Origin of the sequence: Sphingobium trunci (genome assembly GCF_022664535.1) — a bacterium.
In the GTDB taxonomy this organism is placed as follows: Bacteria; Pseudomonadota; Alphaproteobacteria; order Sphingomonadales; family Sphingomonadaceae; genus Sphingobium.
On record NZ_JAKUJY010000027.1, the window covers coordinates 1 to 20,166 of the forward strand.

The window sequence follows — 20,166 nt, forward strand, 5'->3', positions numbered from 1 at the left end:
GGCATGGGCATGGAGGGGCCGACGGCTGATCCCTTATAGTTTCACGGAGAGACCATGAATATCGAAGGTTTGGCAGCGATCGTTGCGGGCGGTGCATCGGGCCTCGGCGGAGCGACCGCCGAGCGGCTGGCCGCGCGCGGCGCGAAGGTCACGATCCTCGACCTCAACAGCGATGAGGGCGAGGCGCAGGCGGCAAGGCTGAACGGCCTGTTCGTTCGCGCCGACGTCACCAGCGAAGAACAGGTCGAAGCCGCGCTGGATCGGGCAGAGGCGGCGCATGGCACAGCCCGCATCCTCGTGAACTGCGCAGGGATAGCGCCGCCCGCCAAGGTCATCGGCGGCGGCGGCAAGGCCTTGCCCCTGGGGGATTTCACCAAGATCATCAGCATCAACCTGATCGGCACCTTCAACATGCTGTCCAAATTCGCCGGCCGGTTGCATCAGGCGGAACCGGTGGGCGAGGAACGCGGCGTCATCATCAACACCGCGAGCGTCGCCGCGTTCGAAGGGCAGATCGGGCAAGCCGCCTATGCGGCGTCCAAGGCCGGCATTGCGGGCATGGCGCTGCCGGTCGCGCGCGAATTCGCCCGATATGGCATCCGCGTCATGACCATTGCGCCCGGCATCTTCTGGACCCCCATGCTCGCGGGACTGCCGCAGGAGGTGCAGGTCTCGCTCGGGCAACAGGTTCCGTTCCCCAACCGCCTCGGCAAGCCGGAGGAATATGCCGCGCTGGTCGAAAGCATCGTCACCAACCCCATGCTGAACGGCGAACTCATCCGTCTGGATGGCGCCATCCGCATGGCGCCGAAATGAGCAGGGCGGCGCGGCGGGTCACGGACGGCTGGTGCGTTCGGGCTGCCCGGCGGAAGCGACCGATGCCTGCGCCACGGCGGGGATGAGATCCTGCCACCCGCCGCCCAGCGCGCGATAGGAGGCGACGGCGGCACGGGCCGCTTCCGATTGCGCCTGGGCGCGGGCATCGCGCGTGTCCAGCAGCCTCCTGTCGGCATCAAGAACTTCGATGAGGCTGACCACCCCGCCCTTATAGGCCGCGAGCGAGGCCTCTTGCGCGCGGGCAAGCGCCTTTTCGCCCCCGGCCAGCGTCCTGGCCTGCGCCTCCCGCTCGACCAGCGCGGACAGGGCATTTTCGACATCTTCGGACGCGCGCAGCACGGCGAGGCGATAGGCCGCCAGCGCCTCTGCATTGGCGCCCCTGGCAGTAGCGATTTCCGCCTCCACCCGGCCGAAATCGAACAGCCGCCAGCGCAGGCCCAATATCCCCTGGCCCTGGCTGGCGCTGCCCGAGAAGAGCGACCCGCCGGCGGTCGTCGCAGTGCCGATCAGGCCGCTGAGCGAGAATTTCGGGAAATATTCGGAGACGGCGACGCCGATGCGGGCATGGCTTGCGGCCAGCCTGCGCTCGGCGACGATGAGGTCGGGACGGCGGCGCAGCAGGTCGGCCGGTGTCCCCATGTCGGACAAAGCGGGCACTGCGGGGATCGGTGCGGGCACGGACAGGGCGGCGCGGTGGGTACCAGGCTGGGTACCGACCAGCACGTCGAGCGCGTTCATCCCGGCGTCCAGGCCGCTCCGCAGCACGGGGATGCTGGCCTGCACCTGCGCCAGAGCGCCCTCCGCCTGGCGAAGCTGGAGTTCGGCCGCGACACCCTTCTCATATTGGAGGCGGACGATGTCGACCAGGCGTTGCTGCGTGCGGCTCTGATCCTGCGCCACCGCGAGCCGGGTCTGAAGGGTTCGAATGAGGATATAGCTGTCGGCGACCTGCGCGGCGACGGAAAGGCGCGCGGCGGCGACCCCGGCCTGAGAAGCCTGATATTCGGCACGGGCAGCCTCCTGACCCCGGCGCAGTCCGCCGAACAGATCGATTTCCCAGGCAGCAGCCAGGCCGACGTCATAGAGCTCGCCGTCGCGGTCGAAACCCGGCGCTGCGCTCGCGAGACGGCCCAGCGGAGTGTCGAGCGACTGGTGCGCCGCTGCCGCCGATCCCGAGACCGAGGCGGACGGAAGCAAGGCAGCGTCGGCAGAGCGCAGGGAGCCGCGGGCCTGCGACACACGAGCGGCGGCTTGTGCGATGTCGAGGTTGCCGGCCAGCGCCTCCTGCACCAGACCGGTCAGCAGCGGATCGCCAAAGCGCGACCACCAGAAGCCCGAATCGCCGCTTTCGGGAACCGTCCGGGCGGCAATGGCTGGTGCGCCGATGAAGGCTGGGGGCGAGGCGATGTCGGGACGGCGATAGTCAGGACCGACGGCGCATCCGGCCAGCGCGGTCGCGACCAGCAGCGTGGCGGGACGAAGCGCCATGGCGGCGGCGGATATTCGGTTCCTGAGCATGGCGGCTGTCCCGATCCGGAAAGCATGTATGAGAGCTGTGAGTAACCAATATACGTTTTGGTCACTGGTTGTCAATCGTCGCGAGGATTGATATGGTGGGAGCATGAACGAGACAAGCAAAGTCGCATCCGGCCAGCGCGGCCCGGCGGAGACGGACAAGCGCCACGCCATCGTCGCCGCCGCCAAGGACCATTTCAGCCTCTATGGCTATGCCAAGACGACAGTCGCCGACCTCGCCAAGGCGATCGGTTATTCCAAAGGCTATATCTATAAATTTTTCGAATCGAAGCAGGCGATCGGCGAGGCGATCTGCACCGGCTGCCTGAGCGCCATCCTGGCAGCAGTGGACGAGGCGCTGGTCGGCGATCTGAGCGCAACGGAAAAGTTCAGGCGCCTTTTCAAGACGATAATAGAGCAGAGCAGCGCGCTCTTCTTCGATGACCGCAAATTATACGATATAGCGGCTGCGTCGACGCTGGAACGGTGGGGATCCTCGGAGCGCTATGTGGCGCGGGTCGGAGACCTGCTCCAGGCGATTATTCTTCAAGGCCGCGAATCGGGCGAGTTCGAGCGCAAGACGCCGCTGGACGAAACCTGCCGCGCCATCATGCAGGTCATGCAGCCGTTCATGAATCCCATCATGCTCGAACATAATCTGGACGTGCTTCCCGACGCGGCGAACGAGGTGACAAGCCTGGTCCTGCGAAGTCTCGCGCCTTGAGAAGATGATGATTGTGACCAGTTGACATATTGGTCACTCGATGCGATCTAGACATGATCCTCGTCGGAGAGTGTCCATGAACCGCACGTCATCTCTTCTCCCGCTTCTGATTGCAGGCATCCTGCCGCTCACCCTCGCCGCCTGCAGCAAGGCGGAGGCGGACCCGCGCACGGAACCGCAACGCGTGCGTGTCGCCACAGCGGAGGTCGCGGGCGAAATCGGCCGCAGCTTCAACGGGATCGTTTCCGCCCGCGTGCAGAGCGACCTCGGCTTCCGGGTCGGGGGCAAGATCGTGGCACGGCTGGTCGACACGGGGCAGGCCGTGCGCCGGGGTCAGCCGCTGATGCGGATCGACCGCACCGATCTGGCCCTGGCGACCATGTCCCAGGCGGGACTGGTCGCAGCGGCACAGGCTCGGGCGGTCCAGACGGCGGCCGACGAGCGCCGCTTGCGCGACCTCGTGTCAGCGGGCGCGGTTTCCGCGTCCGCCTATGACCAGGCGAAGGCAGCCGCCGACGCCGCCCGTGCGCAACTGTCGGCGGCGCAGGCGCAGGCGGGCGTCGCGCGCAACGAGGCGGGCTATTCCGTGCTGGTCGCCGACGCCGACGGAATCGTCGTGGAAACGCTGGCCGAACCGGGACAGGTCGTGACCGCCGGACAGACGGTGGTGCGGCTGGCCCGGTCGGGGGCGCGGGAGGCCGTGATCGCCCTGCCTGAAACGATCCGCCCTGCGATCGGTTCGACGGCCCGCGCGACCAGCTTCAGCGGCAACGCGACCGGTATCGCCCGCCTGCGCCAATTGTCCAACGCCGCCGACCCGCAGACCCGCACCTTCGAAGCGCGCTACGTGCTCGAAGGCGCGGCGGCGGACGCGCCGCTGGGCTCCACGGTCACGGTCGCGCTGACCCAGGCACGCGGCGCAACCGCACGGCAGATCCCGCTCGCCGCGATCCATGACGGTGGCAAAGGTCCAGGCGTCTGGGTGATCGGCGGCACGCCCCGCCAGGTTCATTGGCGGCCGGTACAAGTGGCCGCGCTGGGTGAGGAGACGGCCACCATCACCGGCGGCCTGCGGCCGGGCGAACGGTTCGTGGCCCTGGGCGCCCATCTCCTTCATGAAGGTCAAACCGTGCGCGAGCAGGCGTCCGTCGTAGCGGAGCGCGGCCGATGAGCGGCGGCTTCAACCTGTCGGCGCTTGCCGTGCGCGAACGGTCCGTGACCTTGTTCCTGATCATCGCCATGTCGGTGGCCGGCCTGTTCGCATTCCTCAATCTGGGCCGCGCCGAAGACCCCAGCTTCACGATCAAGTCGATGACGGTCGTCACCACCTGGCCGGGCGCCACGGCACGGCAGATGCAGGATCAGGTCGCCGAGCCGCTGGAAAAGCGGATGCAGGAACTGAAATGGTACGACCGTACCGAAACCTTCACCCGGCCCGGACTGGCGTTCACCACGGTCACGCTCAAGGACTCGACGCCCCCCGCCGCCGTGCCGGAAGAATTTTATCAGGCTCGCAAGAAGCTGAACGACGAGGCCGCCAATCTGCCGCGCGGCGTCCAGGGACCGTTCGTCAACGACGAATATGGCGACGTCACCTTCGCGCTCTACGCCCTGAAGGCGAAGGGCGAACCCCAACGGCTGCTGGTGCGGGAGGCGGAGCAGATAAGGCAGCGAATGCTGCACGTTCCGGGCGTCAAGAAGGTCAACATCATCGGCGAGCGGCCCGAGCGCATCTTCGTCGATTTTTCCCACGAACGCCTGGCGACTCTGGGCGTGTCGGCGCGCGACATATTCGCCGCGCTCAACGGCCAGAATGCCCTGACCCCCGCCGGTTCCATCGAGACCAGCGGTCCGCAGGTGCAGGTTCGCCTGGACGGAGCGCTCGACGACCTCGACAAGATCAGGAACACGCCCGTTGTCGCGGCGGGACGTACGCTGAAACTGGCCGACATCGCGGAGGTGCGGCGCGGCTATGAGGATCCCGCCACCTTCCTGATCCGTCACCAGGGCGAACCGGCGCTGATCCTGGGCGTGGTCATGAAGGAACGGTATAATGGCCTTCGGCTGGGCGAGGATCTGGCGAAGGAGGCTGCCGCCATTTCCGCTGAGATGCCGCTTGGCCTCTCCTTCACCAAAGTGACCGATCAGGCGGTCAACATCACCGAAGCCTATAACGAGTTCATGCTGAAATTCTTCGTCGCGCTGGTCGTGGTGATCGCCGTCAGCCTGATCTCGCTCGGCTGGCGCGTGGGCATCGTGGTCGCGCTGGCCGTACCGCTCACGCTGGCCGGTGTGTTCGTCATCATGCTGGCGACCGGGCGGGATTTCGACCGCATCACGCTGGGCGCATTGATCCTGTCGCTGGGCCTGCTGGTCGACGACGCGATCATCATCATCGAAACCATCGTCGTGAAGATGGAGGAAGGCCGCGACCGCATCTTTGCCGCCAGCTATGCCTGGGCCACACCGCCGCGCCGATGCTGGCAGGCACGCTGGTGACGGTGATCGGCCTGATGCCGGTCGGTTTCGCCAAGTCGGGCGCCGGCGAATATGCGGGCAACATCTTCTGGGTGGTGGGTTTCGCGCTGCTGACCAGCTGGGTGGTGGCGGTTGTCTTCACCCCCTATCTGGGCGTCAGGCTGCTACCCGACATCCAGCCGGTCGAAGGCGGTCATGCCGCCATCTACGACACGCCGCGCTATCGCCGGTTGCGATCGATCATAGGCTGGGCGGTGGCGCGCAAGAAGATGGTGATGCTGGGCACGGGGGCAGCCCTTGTCGTCGCGATCTTCTCCATGGGCCTAGTGAAGCAGCAATTCTTTCCGATTTCCGACCGGCCGGAAGTGTTCGTCGAGGTGCAGATGCCCGAAGGCACCGGCATAGAGGCGACCAGCGCCGCGACGGCGAAGGTCGAGGCGTGGCTGCGCAGGCAGCCCGAGGCGAAGATCGTCACCAGCTATATCGGACAGGGCGCGCCGCGCTTCTACCTTGCCATCTCGCCCGAACTGCCCGACCCCAGCTTTGCCAAGATCGTCGTGCTGACGCCGGACGAAAAGGCACGCGAGGCGCTCAAACGGCGGGTGCGGCAGGCGGCCGCCGATGGGCTGGCGCCGGAGGCGCGCATCCGCGCGACTCAGATCGTCTTCGGCCCTTATTCCCCCTTTCCCGTCGCCTTCCGCGTCATGGGGCCGGAACAAGCCAAGGTGCGCGCCATCGCAGAGCAGGTGCGGGCGGCGATGCTGAAGAACGGCGGCATGCGGCAGGTCAACACCGACTGGGGCGAACGGGTGCCGGCGGTCCATTTCGTGCTGGACCAGGACCGGCTGCGGGCAATCGGCCTGTCGTCGCAGGACGCCTCGCAACAATTGCAGTTCCTGTTGACCGGGGTGCCGGTGACGCAGGTGCGTGAGGATATACGGTCGGTCGAGGTGGTCGCGCGCAGCGCTGGGACGGACCGCTTCGATCCCGCGAAACTCAGCAACTTCACCCTGACCGGCGCGTCCGGGCAGCGCGTGCCGCTCGACCAGATCGGCCGGGCGGAAGTGACGATGGAAGATCCGATCCTGCGCCGCCGCGACCGCTACACGACCATCACGGTGCGGGGCGACATCGGCGAAGGGCTTCAGCCGCCCGACGTCGCCCTTGCGGTCATCAAGGAGATTGACTCCATCGTGAAGGCGCTGCCCCCCGGCTACAAGATCGAGACGGCGGCCGCCCTTGAGGAAGCGGGCAAGGCCAATGTCGCGCTGGCGGCGGTCTTTCCCATCATGATCGTGCTGATGATGGTGGTCATCATCTTTCAGGTCCGCTCCCTTTCGGCCATGGCCATGGTGCTGCTGACGGCGCCGCTGGCGCTGGTGGGCGTCGTCCCGACGCTGATCCTCTTCCACCAGCCCTTCGGGTTCAACGCGATATTGGGCCTTATCGGGCTGGCGGGGATCATCATGCGCAACACGCTGATCCTGGTCGGGCAGATCCACCAGAACGAGAAGGACGGGCTGGCACCCTATCATGCCGTGGTGGAGGCGACGGTACAGCGGTCCCGGCCGGTCATATTGACCGCGCTGGCAGCAGTGCTGGCCTTCATCCCCCTGACCTTCTCGGTCTTCTGGGGATCGCTCGCCTTCACCCTGATCGGCGGGACGATCGGTGGGACGGCTCTGACCCTGATCTTCCTGCCGGCCCTCTATGCGATCTGGTTCAGGATCAGACCCGACGACCGCGCGCCGACCGCGCCCCATCCCCAAAGCCGCGTCCCCACCGGCACGGCCGTCGCATGAACGGACGGACATGGCGCGGGGAAGCGCACTCTTCGCCGGAGTATCGAGCGGTATCGGCGTCCTTTATGCCGACGGCTCCCCTGGCGCGGCCACACCAACCCGCTCTTACCAGTTGATCGATATGCGCCCGTACAAATACCGCCCGTTGAAGCCGAAGGGCGAATAATAGGGGAAAGCCACCACCCCACTGCTGTTGTTCGCCGCGAGCAACGCATCGGGATAGATGTCGAACAGATTGTTCGCGCCGATCGCGATACCGACGGCTTTCACAGGGCGATAGCGTGCTTCCAGGTCGATGATCGTCTTCCTGCCGCTATGGCTATCCCCTGCCGCAGTCGAACCGGGCTGGGTCACATCCCCATAATAGGTCGCGCGCGCGGTGGCGCCGAACTGTTCCAGCGTCCAATCGATCGAGCCCACGACCTTGGTACGCGGCGTGCCCTTTTCTATGCTGACGATGCGCTGGCGTGAGAACAGCACCGGCGTTGGATCAAGCGCAACCGCCGTAGACACCGGCACGCTGTCGACCTTGATATCGTTGAAATTGGCTGCCGCCGTCAGATCGAGCTGACCGATAGCGCTGTTCAGGCGATAATGGGCAACCGCATCGACACCCTTTGTCGTGGTACGCACGCCATTGACGAAGAAACGGGCGGCCGACACGCCATAGGGCGCAAGCAACGCCCTAACTTGAGGGCTGAAGCTGGACTGGATATTTTCCGACAGACCCAGTCCGTTGCGGACCCGGATCCAGTAACCATCGACCGTCAGATCGAACCCGCCACTCCGTATCACCGTGCCCGCCGACAGGTTGGTCGACTTTTCAGGCTTTAGCGGCAGGCCGCCCAATGCCGTGCCGATATCGCTGACGGACGGGAAGGTACCGGTTTCGACAATGTTGGGCGCGACGAAGACCGATGCAGTGGAGGTGAAATATTGCTGCTGGAGCGACGGCGCACGGAATCCGGTCGATGCCGTGCCACGCAGCGCGATCCACGGCGCGAGGTCGAAACGCGCCGACACCTTGCCGGTCGCGACATTGCCGAAGTCGGAATAATGTTCGCCACGGCCGGCCAGGCCCAGCGTCAGTGCGTCGGCCGGATGCGCCTCCAGGTCGATATAGGCCGCGACATTCTCACGATGCACGTTGACGACGTTCGATGGCTGGAACCCGCCAAAACCCTGCGCGCCGCTACCCAGCGCCGAATTGCTGCCGAGCGGGCCGCGATCATAGGAGGCGGGTTCCCCGGCCAGGATCTTATAGCTTTCCCGGCGGAATTCCCAACCCCATGCGATGTTGAGGTCGCCGCTGCCCAGCGGCACCTTGCGGTTCATATCGATACCGCCCAACGCCTGGTCGTAGATCAGCGCGCCATCATAGAAGGAGGTCGGGGAATTCGCGCCATAGGTGGAATTGAGCGAATTTTCAGTACGGAAATCGAGGCGATTGCGGCCATAGGACAGCTTGATCGTCGCATTCCAGTCACCAATTCCGCCCCGGGCGCCGGTAGTAACGGTCAGGTCCTTGGACCGGACATTGATCAGTGGCAGGAAACCATCCGGATAGAGCGATGCAATATTGTTGACGTTGCTGGGCACGCGCGGGAAGGCAGCGCTGGTACTGTCGCGATATTGATAGCCACCGAACGCATAGAGTTCCCAGCCCTCGCCAAGCGGATGAGCGGCATTGAAATAGAAGGTGCCCTGCCCGACATCGGGATCACCGAAGCGGGAGCGGACCACGGCGGGCGTGGCGCGGGGATCAACGTCGCCACGGCTGGTGGGATTGCGGTTCAGATACTCACCGCTGATCGTCAGGAAACCTTCCGCGCCCAAAGCGAAGCCCTGCCAGCCGGACACGGTAACCGTCTCCCCATCCGAAGCATGGCGAGATGAACGGGCTGCGTCGATATCCGTATCATATTGACCGTAGGATAGCGTGGCGCCGCCGCCGCTCCGTGCTTCGCGCAGGCGCAGATTGACAACCCCGGCGATCGCGTCGGAACCATATTGTGCCGATGCACCGTCACGCAGCACCTCGATCCGCTCCAGCGCGACGCCCGGAATGGTGTTGAGGTCGACTGCCGCTGCGCCTCGACCCACCGAGCCATTGGTGTTGAGCAGAGCAGAGGGATGCGCGCGCACTCCGTTGATCAGCACCAGCGTCTGGTCGGGCGACATGCCGCGCAGCGTCGCGGGACGAATGGAGTCGGTTCCATCCACCGCCGCATTGCGCGGAAAATCGATGGACGGAGCGATCGCCGCCAGCGCCGCACCCAGTTCGGTCGTACCCTGCTGGCGCAGATTTTCCCCGGAAAGGACATCCACCGGAGCCACCGAATCAAGCCTGGTGCGTCCCTGTACGCGGGTGCCGGTGACGATGATGTCAGCGCCATCTTCCGAAGCCGGTGCCGCCTGTGCCGCGGCCTGGACAGGTAAGGCTGCCGCGATCAGGCCGCTGGTGAGAAGTGCGTGGCGGAGGGACATATTTTTCTCTCTTTTAAACTGACGGGTTCGGCGCCTCCTAAAATCTATCTATTCGATAGACAACGCGTCCTGTTGCTTTTTCAAACACCCTGTTGCCGTGAGGCAACGCTGTTGTTTGGACCGGCAAGCCGATCCGGAGAAGGTCGAGTGGCGTTATGCCGAACGTTCCATCGCACGCTTGTAGGCGTCGCGACCCGTCGTGCGGGCGAGATAGTCTTGCTCGACGTCGCCCAGGGTGATGCCGCAGTTCCTCAGGCCCAGGTTGAGGGCAAAGGTCACCGAGATGTCGGCGGCGGTGAAGGCGTCGCCCGCGAGGTAGGGCGAAGAGGCAAGCCGTTGGCTGACCAGCTTCAGCCGCTTACGGACCGCCTGCAGACACCAGCCCGCCCCCCAATTCTCCCGATCGGACTCGGGTGCAAGGAAGCGGCTGACGACGACGGGCATCATCAGGGTGGCCAGACCGGCTTCGCCCAGGTGCAGAAACTGCTGGTAGGCGGCGAAGTTGGAATCGTGCGGCGCGGGCGCCAGCGGCGTCGGGCCATAGCGGGCTATCAGATACTCCATGATCGCGATCGATTCGACCATGACGACGTCGCCATCCTGGATCGCCGGAATATAGTCGGCGGGGTTGATCGCCAGGAACTCCGGATCCCGCTCGGCCGCCAGCATGTCCACCTGTCGAACATGGTAGGGAAGGCCCATCTCCTCCAGCACCCAGGCAACCCGGATCGATCGCGAGGTCTGTCCGCCCCATAGGGTAATCATGCGCTGGCCCCTCCCTGATGCAGTGAACCCTATAGCATTAGCGTCCAAGTACATGAGAAGCTTGACTTCTGCGATGTCCATTTTGGGAAAGTGGCTTGAACATCCTGGCAGCCTCCCCTCCATGTGGATCCGTTCCGGACGTTCATGCTGTTATCGGCTCGCCCCAAGCCGCACAGCGCGCCATCACGCTCAACGGGATGTAGCTATGCAAGATGCCTCCCTTCATCCCTCGCCCGCCGCCTGCCTGATTACCGCCGCCGTTTATGCCGGGTTGATGAGGTAGCGTGTTCCTGGGCCGCCGCGAAGCGCGCCGCCGCAGTGATCGATCCATCCCGCTTGATGGCCTTCATGCAGATGGTCGTGGAAAATCTCTTGACGCCGGGGAGCCGGCTGAGGTCGCGGCGCAGCAGGCTGTCGAGCCTCGAGACATCCGACGATATCACCTGCAGCAGATAATCGGCCTCGCCTGCCACCGCGTGGCAATCGACAACGGCCGGATGCGCCACTATCGCCTGTTCGAAGGCCTCATAATATTCGAAATCGACGGAAACCTGCAGGAAAGCACGTTGGCCAAGGCCGAGCGCCAAGGGATCGACCGCCGTGCGATATCCCTCGATCACACCGGCATTTTCCATCGCCTGAACCCTGTTCCAGCAGGGCGTCTTGGACAGTCCGACACGTTCGGCGAGCTGGTTGAAGGGCTGCCGCGCGTCCCCCTCAATGGCTTCAAGGATCGCGATATCCCCGCTGTCGAGACCAGCGTACATGATGAAATCCCCGGAAAGAATATGGGACCAGTAATGGTCTAAATAAGAGGACATCATCCTAATTCTGGATTATAATCCGGTCAATAAGGACCGACATTCCGCAGCAGCCAGGCTAGACTGGGCATTCCATCCATCAAAGGCCCGCTGCATGCTCCTTCCGATCGAGCACAAGTCCCGATTTCATGTGCCGCCTGGCGGTCCCTATCTGCTGGCGCACAGCGCGGGCTGTCTGCCCACCCAGGCCGCGGCGACGCTGGAACAGGAGTTGCTGGATCCCTGGCGACAGGCGGGGGGCAATGCATGGGGCAGCTGGCTGCGATCCATTGACGGATTCCGCGACCTGCTGTCCCAGTTGTTCGGAGGAAGGCCGAGCGAATGGACCCCTCAATCCAGCGTGTCGGGCGGGATTTTCCGCTACCTGTCCGGCCTTCCGGCGCATGAGGGCAAAAGCGTCATTCTTGCCTCGCAGGAGGCGTTCCCATCCGTTCTTTATGCCCTGCAAGGACTGGAGAGGATCGGCCTGCGGCTTGAACTTGTGGAGGGCGATCCGTCGCAGCTTGCATCGTGGAGCCGGGCCGGAGACGCGGATGTGGCGGCGGTCGTCCTGATGCATGTGCATTCGAACAGCGGGCGCCTCAGTCCGATCGAAGCCATTACCGAAATCGCGCACGCCGCCGGGGCGGCTGTGGTCGTCGATATCGCCCAATCTGGGGGAGTCGTGCCGATCGAGGTCGGCCGATGGAATGCGGATGCAGTGGCCGGGACGTCGTTGAAATGGCTCTGCGGCGGTCCGGGCGGCTGCTTCCTCTGGACCAATCCGAAGACCGTGGGACATATCGAGCCGATGGAGCGCGGATGGTTTTCCCACGCCGATCCGTTCGAAATGGATCCGCGAAATTTCCGCTTCGCGCCCGACGCACGCCGCTTCTGGGGTGGCACGCCGGCAATCGCGCCTTACGTCACCGCAATCGCTGGAATGCGTACCATCCAATCGATCGGTATCGATGCGATCGCGCGCCATAACAACGCCTTGAAGCTTCGGCTGCTGGATGCGGTCCCCGGTCTTGCCGCACGGGGGATCGAGAATGGCAGCCAGGGCGGTACGCTGTGCCTCGACCTGGGAACGGGGAGCGAGGCCGCTCTGACGAAGGCCGGTGCGGCGTTGGACCGCCGGGGCAGCGTGTTGCGGCTGTCCCTGGCAGCCTGGAACGATGCGGACGATGTCGATCTGCTGGCCGACGCATTGCGCACCATCATCCCGGACTGAGCATTTCCCAGCAGGCAGGACATCTTTCCATGACCCCCAATACGGCAGCGTTCGATCACTGGATCCGAACATCCTTCGTCGAAATGAATACGGCGTTGGAGGAACTATATATCGCATCGGGCAACGGGCTCGAAGTGGACGGAGTGGGCGACTCCATCAAATATGCCATCCGCGACGAGGGCGCGGCCCTGATCCAGGCCTTGCTGGCCGAAGGCAAGACGAACGACGGTTCGGCCGAGGCCTTTGCGCTGCTGGGCAATGTCGGCATGTATCTGGGATCGATGCGGCGTCACGAGTTGACCAACCCCGATCATGAAGACCGTTCGCCTTTCGAGGAAGCATCAGCCCTGGCGATCCACATCGGCACGTCGATCGGCATGGCACCCCGCTTCGCCACCGCCCATCTGGCCACGCATAACCTGGCCGTCGACGGCGTGCGCAAGAGCTTTACGTCGCTGCCCGACGAATTTCTGTTCATTGACGAGAATACGCGGGCCATATTGAGCTTCCAAAGCGCCGCCGACGCTCTGGTGCGCATATCCGATCTGGGCGTGAGCAGCCCGGTGGCCGATATCCTCTTCGGGCAAGCAGCGGCGGCGCTCCGGATGGTCGCGGTCATCAATGCGCGGCTCTTCCTGAAACTCAACGTGGACCGCTTCTTCTGCAACGTCCGGCCCTATTACAAACCCTATCGCGTCGGGCGGACCATATGGCGGGGCGCCAATGCGGGTGATTTCGCCGGGATCAACGAGATCGACCTCTTGCTCGGCCTGTGCCGGGCGAACGATCCCTATTATGCGCAACTGCTGATCGACAAGCTGCCTTTCATGATGCCGGGCGAACAACAGCGGCTGCGTGCCTGCATGAATAGGCGCAGCCTGCTCGATCAGCTGCTCGATGCCGCGGATCACCAAAGCGACGCACCCTGGTTCAGGGCCAATGCCGCCGCCCTTCTGGAGCTTTGCGATCTTTTCGCTGTCACGGCCCGGCAGCATCATGATCAACTGGTCAACAAGTTCATTCAACTGCCGGCCGGGGCGATCCAGCCCGGCAAGCTGACCGGCATCACGGCGAGCGGACCGCCGCTGGAGGTGATGATCCGGTCGCTGGAAACGCTCCGCAACCTGCGGTGCGCCGTGGCATCAGGCGCGGCCGCATCACGTCATGCCGATCTTGCCCGGTTGGCAGAAGCCTTGAGCACGGTGGACGACACCGGGATGACCACCCGGGAGATGAGCGGTCCGGGGAGCGGCCATGACATCGGGGCGATCTGAGCCATGAAAACCCGGCTCGGATCGCCCATGCTCGTTCAGGCGGCCGCCTGCAGTCCGGACTGATCGTCCAGCGCCGCGCCCCGAATGGCGGCCGGGCGGCTCCGGCAACGCTCGACATAGGAATCGATGGCATCATCCGCCGGGAAGGCGCGACGGCCAAAGGCAAGCGCGCTGCCGATCAACAGGTCGGCCCCCGTGAACTGACTGCCCATCACATAGGGGCCATGTGCCAGTGCCGCCCGCAGCCTGGCGACCACGGCGTCATGACCACGCTGTTTCTGAGGCGAAGCGGACAGTTCGCCCGACAGGCCCGCGAACAGCGCGGGTTCCAGTTCGGTGGCATACCAGGCAACCCAGGTCAGATAATCGCCCCGGCGGGGGTCGCCGGGCGCGGGCGCCAGCCCCGCCTGCGGGAAGGTATCGAGCAAATGGAGGACGATCGCGACCGATTCCGCCAGCAGTACCCCGTCATGCAAGATCGCGGGCACCCGTTTGTCCGGATGCGGATTGGCGGCGTCGCCCTGGCCCTCGCCGGTCATCGGACGGAAAATGGAGACGGGACGGATTTCATAGGGAAGGCTCAATTCCTCGAGCAGCCAAATGATGCGGGACGAACGCGATTGCGGCGCATGGAACAGGGTGATCATTTTTCATCTCCTCGGTGGACGTTCACCCTCGCGACGGATGTCACGGAGCGATTTCCCTTGTAGGACAGTCCTGCTGACAGCATCCTGTCAGCAGGAGACGGGCTATGCGTCGAGCCGACAGGCTGTTTCAGATCATCCAGATATTGCGGCGCTCTTCCGGCCCGGTGACGGCGGCCGACATCGCCGGGGAACTGGAGGTGTCGCCGCGTACAGTCTATCGCGACATCGCCGACCTGATCGCGCAGCGCGTCCCGGTACAGGGCGAGGCGGGTTTCGGTTACATTCTGGACGACGCTTTCGACATGCCGCCGCTGATGCTGACCCCGGACGAAATCGAGGCTGCCGTGCTGGGTGCGCAATGGGTCGCGGGTCGCGGAGATCCGGCGCTGGCGAATGCCGCCCGCGACCTGATCGCCAAGATCACGAGCGTCGTGCCCGCGCGGCTCCGGCCGATCATTGCCAATCCCGCCATCGGAACAAGGCCGATCAAGGCGCCGGCACCCGATCGCATAGATCTGGCGCATACTCGCGAGTGGATCAGGGAGGGTCGCAAGATAAGGATCGACTATCTCGATGAACATGGGGAACGGACTGTCCGGACAGTCTGGCCGGTCATCCTGGGTTTCATCGACGATAAGCGAATGCTCGCCGCCTGGTGCGAGCTGCGCCGGGACTTCCGGCACTTTCGCACCGACCGTATTGCCGCCGCCGTCTTTCTCGATGAACATTATGACGCCCGCCCCGCTACACTACGCCAAGGCTGGAAGCGCGACATGGAGAAAAGACGCAAGGCTTTCGACCGGAGTTGATCCAGCAACCCGGCAGGACATTAAATGCGCACCTTTTCTTGCCGCCGATGGCCTGCCGGGCGCTCTCCGATAACGACCTTCGTCCGTCAGGCCGCTCCGTTCGCCGGTGCAGGAAGGCTTTATGGAGCGGATTGCACGCCAGTGCTTCGTTCCATCCCCGCGAAGGGATGTCCCGTCATATCTTCCGAAATTTCCCACAACCGTGCGGCCACCCGCTCGTCGCGGGCCTGCGGCGGGATGAGCGAAGGGGCCGGGTAGCCGCGCGTTTCGCCCCACGCGTGGGGGCCGTAATAGCCGCCCCCCTTCGCTTCAGGTGCAGTTGCCGCGAACAATGTGGGAAGGGCACCTTGCGCGGCGGGTTGGAAAAGAAACCACAGCAGCGACCGGGTCATGCCGATGACGCTGCGCCGGCCCGGCGCATTGAAGAGCAGCTCGGTGCGCGAAATGCCAGGATGCGCCGCGATGCTTGCCACGCCCCAGCCGCTCGCCACGCTCAGTCGTTCCAGCTCAAAGGCGAACATCAGGCAGGCAAGCTTGGACTGGCAGTAGACCGGCATCGGATCATACCTGCCCTTTGCATGGATATCATCAAAGTGGATCTGGCCTTGCCGTGCAGCAATGCTCGAGAGCGTGACGACCCTTGCCTCCTCGCCGTTCATCAGCAGCGGCAACAACCGGCCGGTAAGCGCATGATGACCCAGATAGTTGGTGCCGAGTTGCAGCTCGAATCCGTCCGTGGTCGCCTGCCACGTCGGCGGGCGCATGATTCCGGCATTGTTGACCAGGATATCGAGGCTGTTTCGCTGGTCCGCAAGCCGCGCGGCGAAATCGGCGACGGACGCAAGGCTGGCGAGATCGAGCCGTTCGAACTTGATCTTCGCCGTCGGTGACGCCGCGATAATCCTGTCGACCGCTTCGGCGCCGCTGGCGGGGTTGCGGCCGGCGACAATCACTTCGGCGCCGGCGCGTGCGAGCGCAAGCGCCGTCTCGAAGCCCAGCCCGCCCGTGCCGGTGACGACGGCACGGCGTCCTTGCTGCGTTGGAATATCGTCGGAAGTCCAGCGGGTCATGCGACGTGCCTCTTCATCAAAGTGGTTGTTCGAGGAGGAGATAGATTGCACGGGCCATCGCCGCATGCCCGAACCCGGGAAAAACCTGCCTTATGCTCCGAATAAGGACGACACCTGAACAAGCGGATGGACGGTGACGGCTCGCGCACCATGCTTGAAGGACGTCCTAAACGATGCCGACCTCGGTCAGCAGGGCTCTACGCTCCTGGGCATCCCGCTTGGGCGCGATGCCAAAGGCCCGGCTATATTCGCGACTGAACTGCGAAGCGCTTTCGTAGCCCACCCGATAGGCAGCCTCGGTCACATTTGCGGCATCGGCGATCATCAACCGCCGAGCCTCGAGCAGCCGTAGCTGTTTTTGGAACTGGATCGGCGTCATCAGGGTAAGTGCCTTGAAATGCTGATGGAAGGACGAGGGGCTCATTCTCGCGATCTCCGCCAATTGCTCGATTCGCAATGTCTTCGCGAAGTTTTCCCGCATGAGCCGGATGGCCCGGGCGATCCGCTCGAGATGGGTCTCGGGCATCACCAGCTTGCAAATTTCTCCGCCATGCGGGCCGGTGAGCAGCCAATAGCCGATCTCCCGCATGAGGGACGGAAAGAGAATGGGGATGGCTTCTGGGGTCTGCACCATGCGGAAGAGGCGGATCAGACAGTCGGCAAGATGATCGTTGATCCTGGTGACGAACAGGCTCGGCCCTTCATGGCTTCCGGGCGTCGGCGCGACGAGGAGTTGCTCCCGGACGCTGCGCAGCAGATCGATGTCCAGTTCGATGACCATGCCGAGAAATGGCTCTTTGGGGTTCGCACCGACAATGCGTCCCGTTGCCGGAATCTCCATGTTGACGATCAGGCATTCCATCGCGCCATATTCGAGCGACTGGCCGCCGAATTCGATCTGCTTGAGACCTTCCAACACGATGCACAGCGATGGCTTGTAAATCTGCGGATTGGCCGAAACATGGCGCATCGAGCGGATCATATCGACGCCGCTCATCGGCAGGGGGAACAGGCCCTCGCCGCCACCAAGCGCATCGACATGGGCGAGCGCGCTGTCCAGCAGCGCGGCCGGTACAGAGTTTTCCGGCGTCGGAGGCGGCAATGGCTGAACACGCATGGGTGCGGCTGGCCCCTCATCATTTGTAGGAAAAGGCAAAATTCTTGCGGTTTCGGGCATTCTGCTCATCGCACACTCCTTCTAGCTTGATGGCGCCAACCAGCCAGGGAGCCCGCACAACATGCCAGTCTTCACCAGGCATGCAATAGACAAATTCATGAGGCTGCAGAATCATGTCTTGTCATACACCTCCCCATCTTCAATGACGTGGCGCAAAACTTGATCTGCTGCTCTATTGTTTCTGGTCAGCATATTTTGCCAAATCCAACCGAATTCTTTTCCCTTATCCTCGCAGAGCCAACCCGGATAGATCTCGGGCTCAGCGATACGTAGGGTCAGGACCCAGATCGGCCTGATAACGGGCACGGCTTTTACCGGCTGCCAGACGCGCTGTCGCCGCCGTCGTTGAAGGGACGCTCTCGAAGAGCATTTGGGCTTCCGGAGGTGGATCCGTCCGCCAGCGGGCGATGCAAATTTTCCTCTTGAAACCCGTTTTTTCCCTTCCTAACTTTTTCGGTGCCGGACGCTGGAACCGGGTCCGGTGGGACATATGGGAGCGTCGGCTCTCCCCGGCGCGTCTCATGCCCAAATTGCTCAATCGGAGGATTTGGAAATGAGAACCAACTTCGACTTCACGCCCTACAGGCGCTCCACGGTCGGCTTCGATCGCCTCTTCAACCTGCTCGAGGCAGGCGCGCGCGAGGACGACGGCTATCCGCCGTTCGACATTCTCAAGGACGGCGAGGACAGCTACCGCATCACGCTGGCGGTCGCCGGCTTCCGCCCCGAGGACATCGAGGTGGTGGCGCAGCAGAACCTGCTCACCGTCACCGGCAAGCGCGCCGATGATAACGGCAGGGGCGATTATCTGCATCGCGGCATCGCCGCCCGCGCGTTCGAGCGGCGCTTCCAGCTCGCCGATTTCATCGAAGCGGGCGACGCCAGCTTCGAGAACGGCCTGCTGAGCATTGCGCTCAAGCGGGTCCTGCCCGAAGCGATGAAGCCGCGCAGGATCGAAATCGGCGGCGCTCCGACCGCGCAGAATCGGATCGGCGCGGCGAAGGACAAGGTCAGCGAGGCTGCTTGATCCCCTGCCGCACCGGCCTGCCGGCGCCGCCCCCAAAGCCACCCGCTGGCGGCGTCCGGCAGGTTCTGCCCCTTTTCTTAGAGCGATTTCCCGTCAGATGGCATCATCTGACGATTAAGAAATCGCGGCAAATCAAAAGAATAGAGCGGTCGATCTGATTCCATCAGATCGAAAACCGCTCTAGGAGAAAGGAGATTGTCATGGCTTTTCGTGATCTCATTCCCTGGAGCCGGCAGGAAAACCGGCTTCCCGTCCCGGTCAGCGCCGAGCGCGACCGCGACGACAACAGCCATCCGCTGCTCTCGCTGCACCGCGAGGTGAACCGGCTGTTCGACGATGTCTTCCGCGGTTTCGGCGTGCCCTCGCTTGGCGGCTTTGATCGCGGTCTTTCCTGGCCGAACCTCGAGCTTGCCGAGACCGACAAGGACATCCGGGTCACGGCCGAGCTTCCGGGCCTCGACGAGAAGGACGTCGAGATCACCGTCGAGGAAGGCGTGCTGACGCTGCGCGGCGAGAAGAAGTCCGAGGTCGAGGACAAGGATCGCGGCTATAGCGAGCGCAGCTACGGGCGCTTCGAGCGGCGCGTCGGTCTGCCCAAGGGCGTCGATCGTGACAAGGCGGACGCCCGCTTCAGGAACGGTGTGCTCACCGTCACCCTGCCGAAGACGGCGGCGGCGAATGAAAATATCCGCCGCATCCCGGTCAATGGCAAGGCGGCATGACAGGCAGGCCCGGGACCTTGGTCCCGGGCCCAGCCCCACACCCCGCGGAAGCTTGCGCGACGTGGAGGCGAACGCCGACAGTGGTCGAGAAACTCGAACAATACCGGAAAATCGGGCGCGAGATTCTAGGGCGTAAACTCATCCATGGCGTCTCGAACGCGCCATGGATGAGTTTACGCCCTAGTCCCGTCAGACGAACAGCCGCAGGAACGACGGCGCATCAGGACAGTGATGGATTTTCGCCGTAGTGGGGCCGCATTCCTGCAGCTGCGCGACGAAACCTCGCTCGGTCATTGCGGCGACTGAGTGGGGTCCGGACCTTTGTCGAGGTCATGCATGGCCTCAAATATCTCGTCGATCGAGACCGCACGCCTGGAGCCGGGTGGCTTTCTCATCGCGGGCTTGCCCCGCACCGCGGATCGATCGGACGCCCAGGATGCGAGGATGGCGCGTTTCACCTCCGGCTCCAGGCTCGGATGGCGCGCAACGTCGAAGGGATGAAGAAAACGGGAAAATGGCTGCGACATGTCCTGCCTCCTTTCCTGATCGTCGCTCCTTTCTCGTTCGCGGACGAAAGCCCGCGCGCTCGAATTTTGGTGCGGCAATGAGTCGTGTCAAGAGGGAGGGCGGCCGGTAACCCGATGAACTGGAGATGGATTGCTGCTCTCTGTTGACGTGAGGACAGTGGCAGCTCCCGCCAGCGCCTCATCTGTGACGTCGAGGAAAATGTGAGGAGCCGCAGGGGCCACCTCCGCACCGGCCGGAGGGATCGGCCGCGAATGTTTTGAAGGCCTTCTG

18 protein-coding genes are annotated in these 20,166 nt (G+C 63.9%); 10 read left to right on the forward strand and 8 right to left on the reverse strand.

What is annotated here, in order from left to right; genetic code table 11:
* Positions 1-54 precede the first annotated feature (54 nt).
* Positions 55-816, forward strand: a complete 762-nt coding sequence (locus MJ601_RS18315) for an SDR family NAD(P)-dependent oxidoreductase (RefSeq protein ID WP_242129090.1) — start codon at positions 55-57, stop codon at positions 814-816.
* Between the two features lie 18 nt (positions 817-834).
* Here MJ601_RS18315 and MJ601_RS18320 read toward each other — a convergent pair whose 3' ends face one another.
* Positions 835-2,355 carry an efflux transporter outer membrane subunit gene (locus MJ601_RS18320; protein ID WP_242129092.1) on the reverse strand — a complete coding sequence of 507 codons (1,521 nt, stop codon included), beginning with the start codon at positions 2,353-2,355 and terminating at the stop codon, positions 835-837.
* Positions 2,356-2,458: 103 nt separating this feature from the next.
* Here MJ601_RS18320 and MJ601_RS18325 point away from each other — a divergent pair, with 103 nt between their 5' ends.
* From MJ601_RS18325 to MJ601_RS21975, 4 genes are all read left to right on the forward strand, one after another.
* Entirely contained in the window at positions 2,459-3,076 is a 618-nt protein-coding gene (locus MJ601_RS18325) for a TetR/AcrR family transcriptional regulator (protein WP_242129094.1), read from the forward strand.
* Between the two features lie 76 nt (positions 3,077-3,152).
* Complete coding sequence (locus tag MJ601_RS18330; RefSeq protein WP_242129095.1) at positions 3,153-4,247, forward strand: efflux RND transporter periplasmic adaptor subunit; 1,095 nt, start codon at positions 3,153-3,155, stop codon at positions 4,245-4,247.
* Complete coding sequence (locus MJ601_RS21970) at positions 4,244-5,575, forward strand: efflux RND transporter permease subunit (protein ID WP_281061364.1); 1,332 nt, start codon at positions 4,244-4,246, stop codon at positions 5,573-5,575. The genes MJ601_RS18330 and MJ601_RS21970 overlap by 4 nt, the downstream gene beginning before the upstream one ends.
* A complete protein-coding gene (locus tag MJ601_RS21975) occupies positions 5,554-7,356 on the forward strand; it encodes an efflux RND transporter permease subunit (RefSeq protein WP_281061365.1) in 1,803 nt (600 codons plus the stop codon). The genes MJ601_RS21970 and MJ601_RS21975 overlap by 22 nt, the downstream gene beginning before the upstream one ends.
* A gap of 105 nt (positions 7,357-7,461) precedes the next feature.
* On the opposite strand, the gene MJ601_RS18340 is transcribed toward MJ601_RS21975, so the two are convergent.
* From MJ601_RS18340 to MJ601_RS18350, 3 genes are all read right to left on the reverse strand, one after another.
* A complete protein-coding gene (locus MJ601_RS18340) occupies positions 7,462-9,843 on the reverse strand; it encodes a TonB-dependent receptor plug domain-containing protein (protein WP_242129097.1) in 2,382 nt (793 codons plus the stop codon).
* A gap of 153 nt (positions 9,844-9,996) precedes the next feature.
* Entirely contained in the window at positions 9,997-10,608 is a 612-nt protein-coding gene (locus MJ601_RS18345; RefSeq protein ID WP_242129099.1) for a glutathione S-transferase family protein, read from the reverse strand.
* Between the two features lie 248 nt (positions 10,609-10,856).
* Positions 10,857-11,375 carry an Lrp/AsnC family transcriptional regulator gene (locus MJ601_RS18350; RefSeq protein ID WP_242129101.1) on the reverse strand — a complete coding sequence of 173 codons (519 nt, stop codon included), beginning with the start codon at positions 11,373-11,375 and terminating at the stop codon, positions 10,857-10,859.
* Between the two features lie 148 nt (positions 11,376-11,523).
* On the opposite strand from MJ601_RS18350, the gene MJ601_RS18355 reads away from it, so the two are divergent.
* On the forward strand, positions 11,524-12,642 hold the full coding sequence (locus MJ601_RS18355) for an aminotransferase class V-fold PLP-dependent enzyme (protein WP_242129103.1): 1,119 nt from the start codon (positions 11,524-11,526) through the stop codon (positions 12,640-12,642).
* A gap of 29 nt (positions 12,643-12,671) precedes the next feature.
* Positions 12,672-13,916 carry a PrnB family protein gene (locus MJ601_RS18360; RefSeq protein WP_242129105.1) on the forward strand — a complete coding sequence of 415 codons (1,245 nt, stop codon included), beginning with the start codon at positions 12,672-12,674 and terminating at the stop codon, positions 13,914-13,916.
* Between the two features lie 35 nt (positions 13,917-13,951).
* Here MJ601_RS18360 and MJ601_RS18365 read toward each other — a convergent pair whose 3' ends face one another.
* Entirely contained in the window at positions 13,952-14,563 is a 612-nt protein-coding gene (locus tag MJ601_RS18365; protein WP_242129107.1) for a glutathione S-transferase family protein, read from the reverse strand.
* Between the two features lie 104 nt (positions 14,564-14,667).
* Here MJ601_RS18365 and MJ601_RS18370 point away from each other — a divergent pair, with 104 nt between their 5' ends.
* Entirely contained in the window at positions 14,668-15,372 is a 705-nt protein-coding gene (locus MJ601_RS18370; RefSeq protein WP_242129109.1) for a helix-turn-helix transcriptional regulator, read from the forward strand.
* 119 nt (positions 15,373-15,491) lie between these two features.
* On the opposite strand, the gene MJ601_RS18375 is transcribed toward MJ601_RS18370, so the two are convergent.
* Complete coding sequence (locus MJ601_RS18375) at positions 15,492-16,442, reverse strand: SDR family oxidoreductase (RefSeq protein WP_242129111.1); 951 nt, start codon at positions 16,440-16,442, stop codon at positions 15,492-15,494.
* A gap of 166 nt (positions 16,443-16,608) precedes the next feature.
* Complete coding sequence (locus tag MJ601_RS18380; protein WP_242129113.1) at positions 16,609-17,619, reverse strand: AraC family transcriptional regulator; 1,011 nt, start codon at positions 17,617-17,619, stop codon at positions 16,609-16,611.
* Positions 17,620-18,172: 553 nt separating this feature from the next.
* Here MJ601_RS18380 and MJ601_RS18385 point away from each other — a divergent pair.
* Positions 18,173-18,646, forward strand: coding sequence for an Hsp20 family protein (locus MJ601_RS18385; protein ID WP_242129115.1), 474 nt, complete (start codon positions 18,173-18,175; stop codon positions 18,644-18,646).
* Between the two features lie 200 nt (positions 18,647-18,846).
* Complete coding sequence (locus MJ601_RS18390; RefSeq protein ID WP_242129116.1) at positions 18,847-19,368, forward strand: Hsp20/alpha crystallin family protein; 522 nt, start codon at positions 18,847-18,849, stop codon at positions 19,366-19,368.
* A 290-nt stretch (positions 19,369-19,658) separates the two neighbouring features.
* On the opposite strand, the gene MJ601_RS18395 is transcribed toward MJ601_RS18390, so the two are convergent.
* Positions 19,659-19,895, reverse strand: a complete 237-nt coding sequence (locus MJ601_RS18395) for a hypothetical protein (RefSeq protein ID WP_242129118.1) — start codon at positions 19,893-19,895, stop codon at positions 19,659-19,661.
* Between the last annotated feature and the right edge of the window lie 271 nt (positions 19,896-20,166).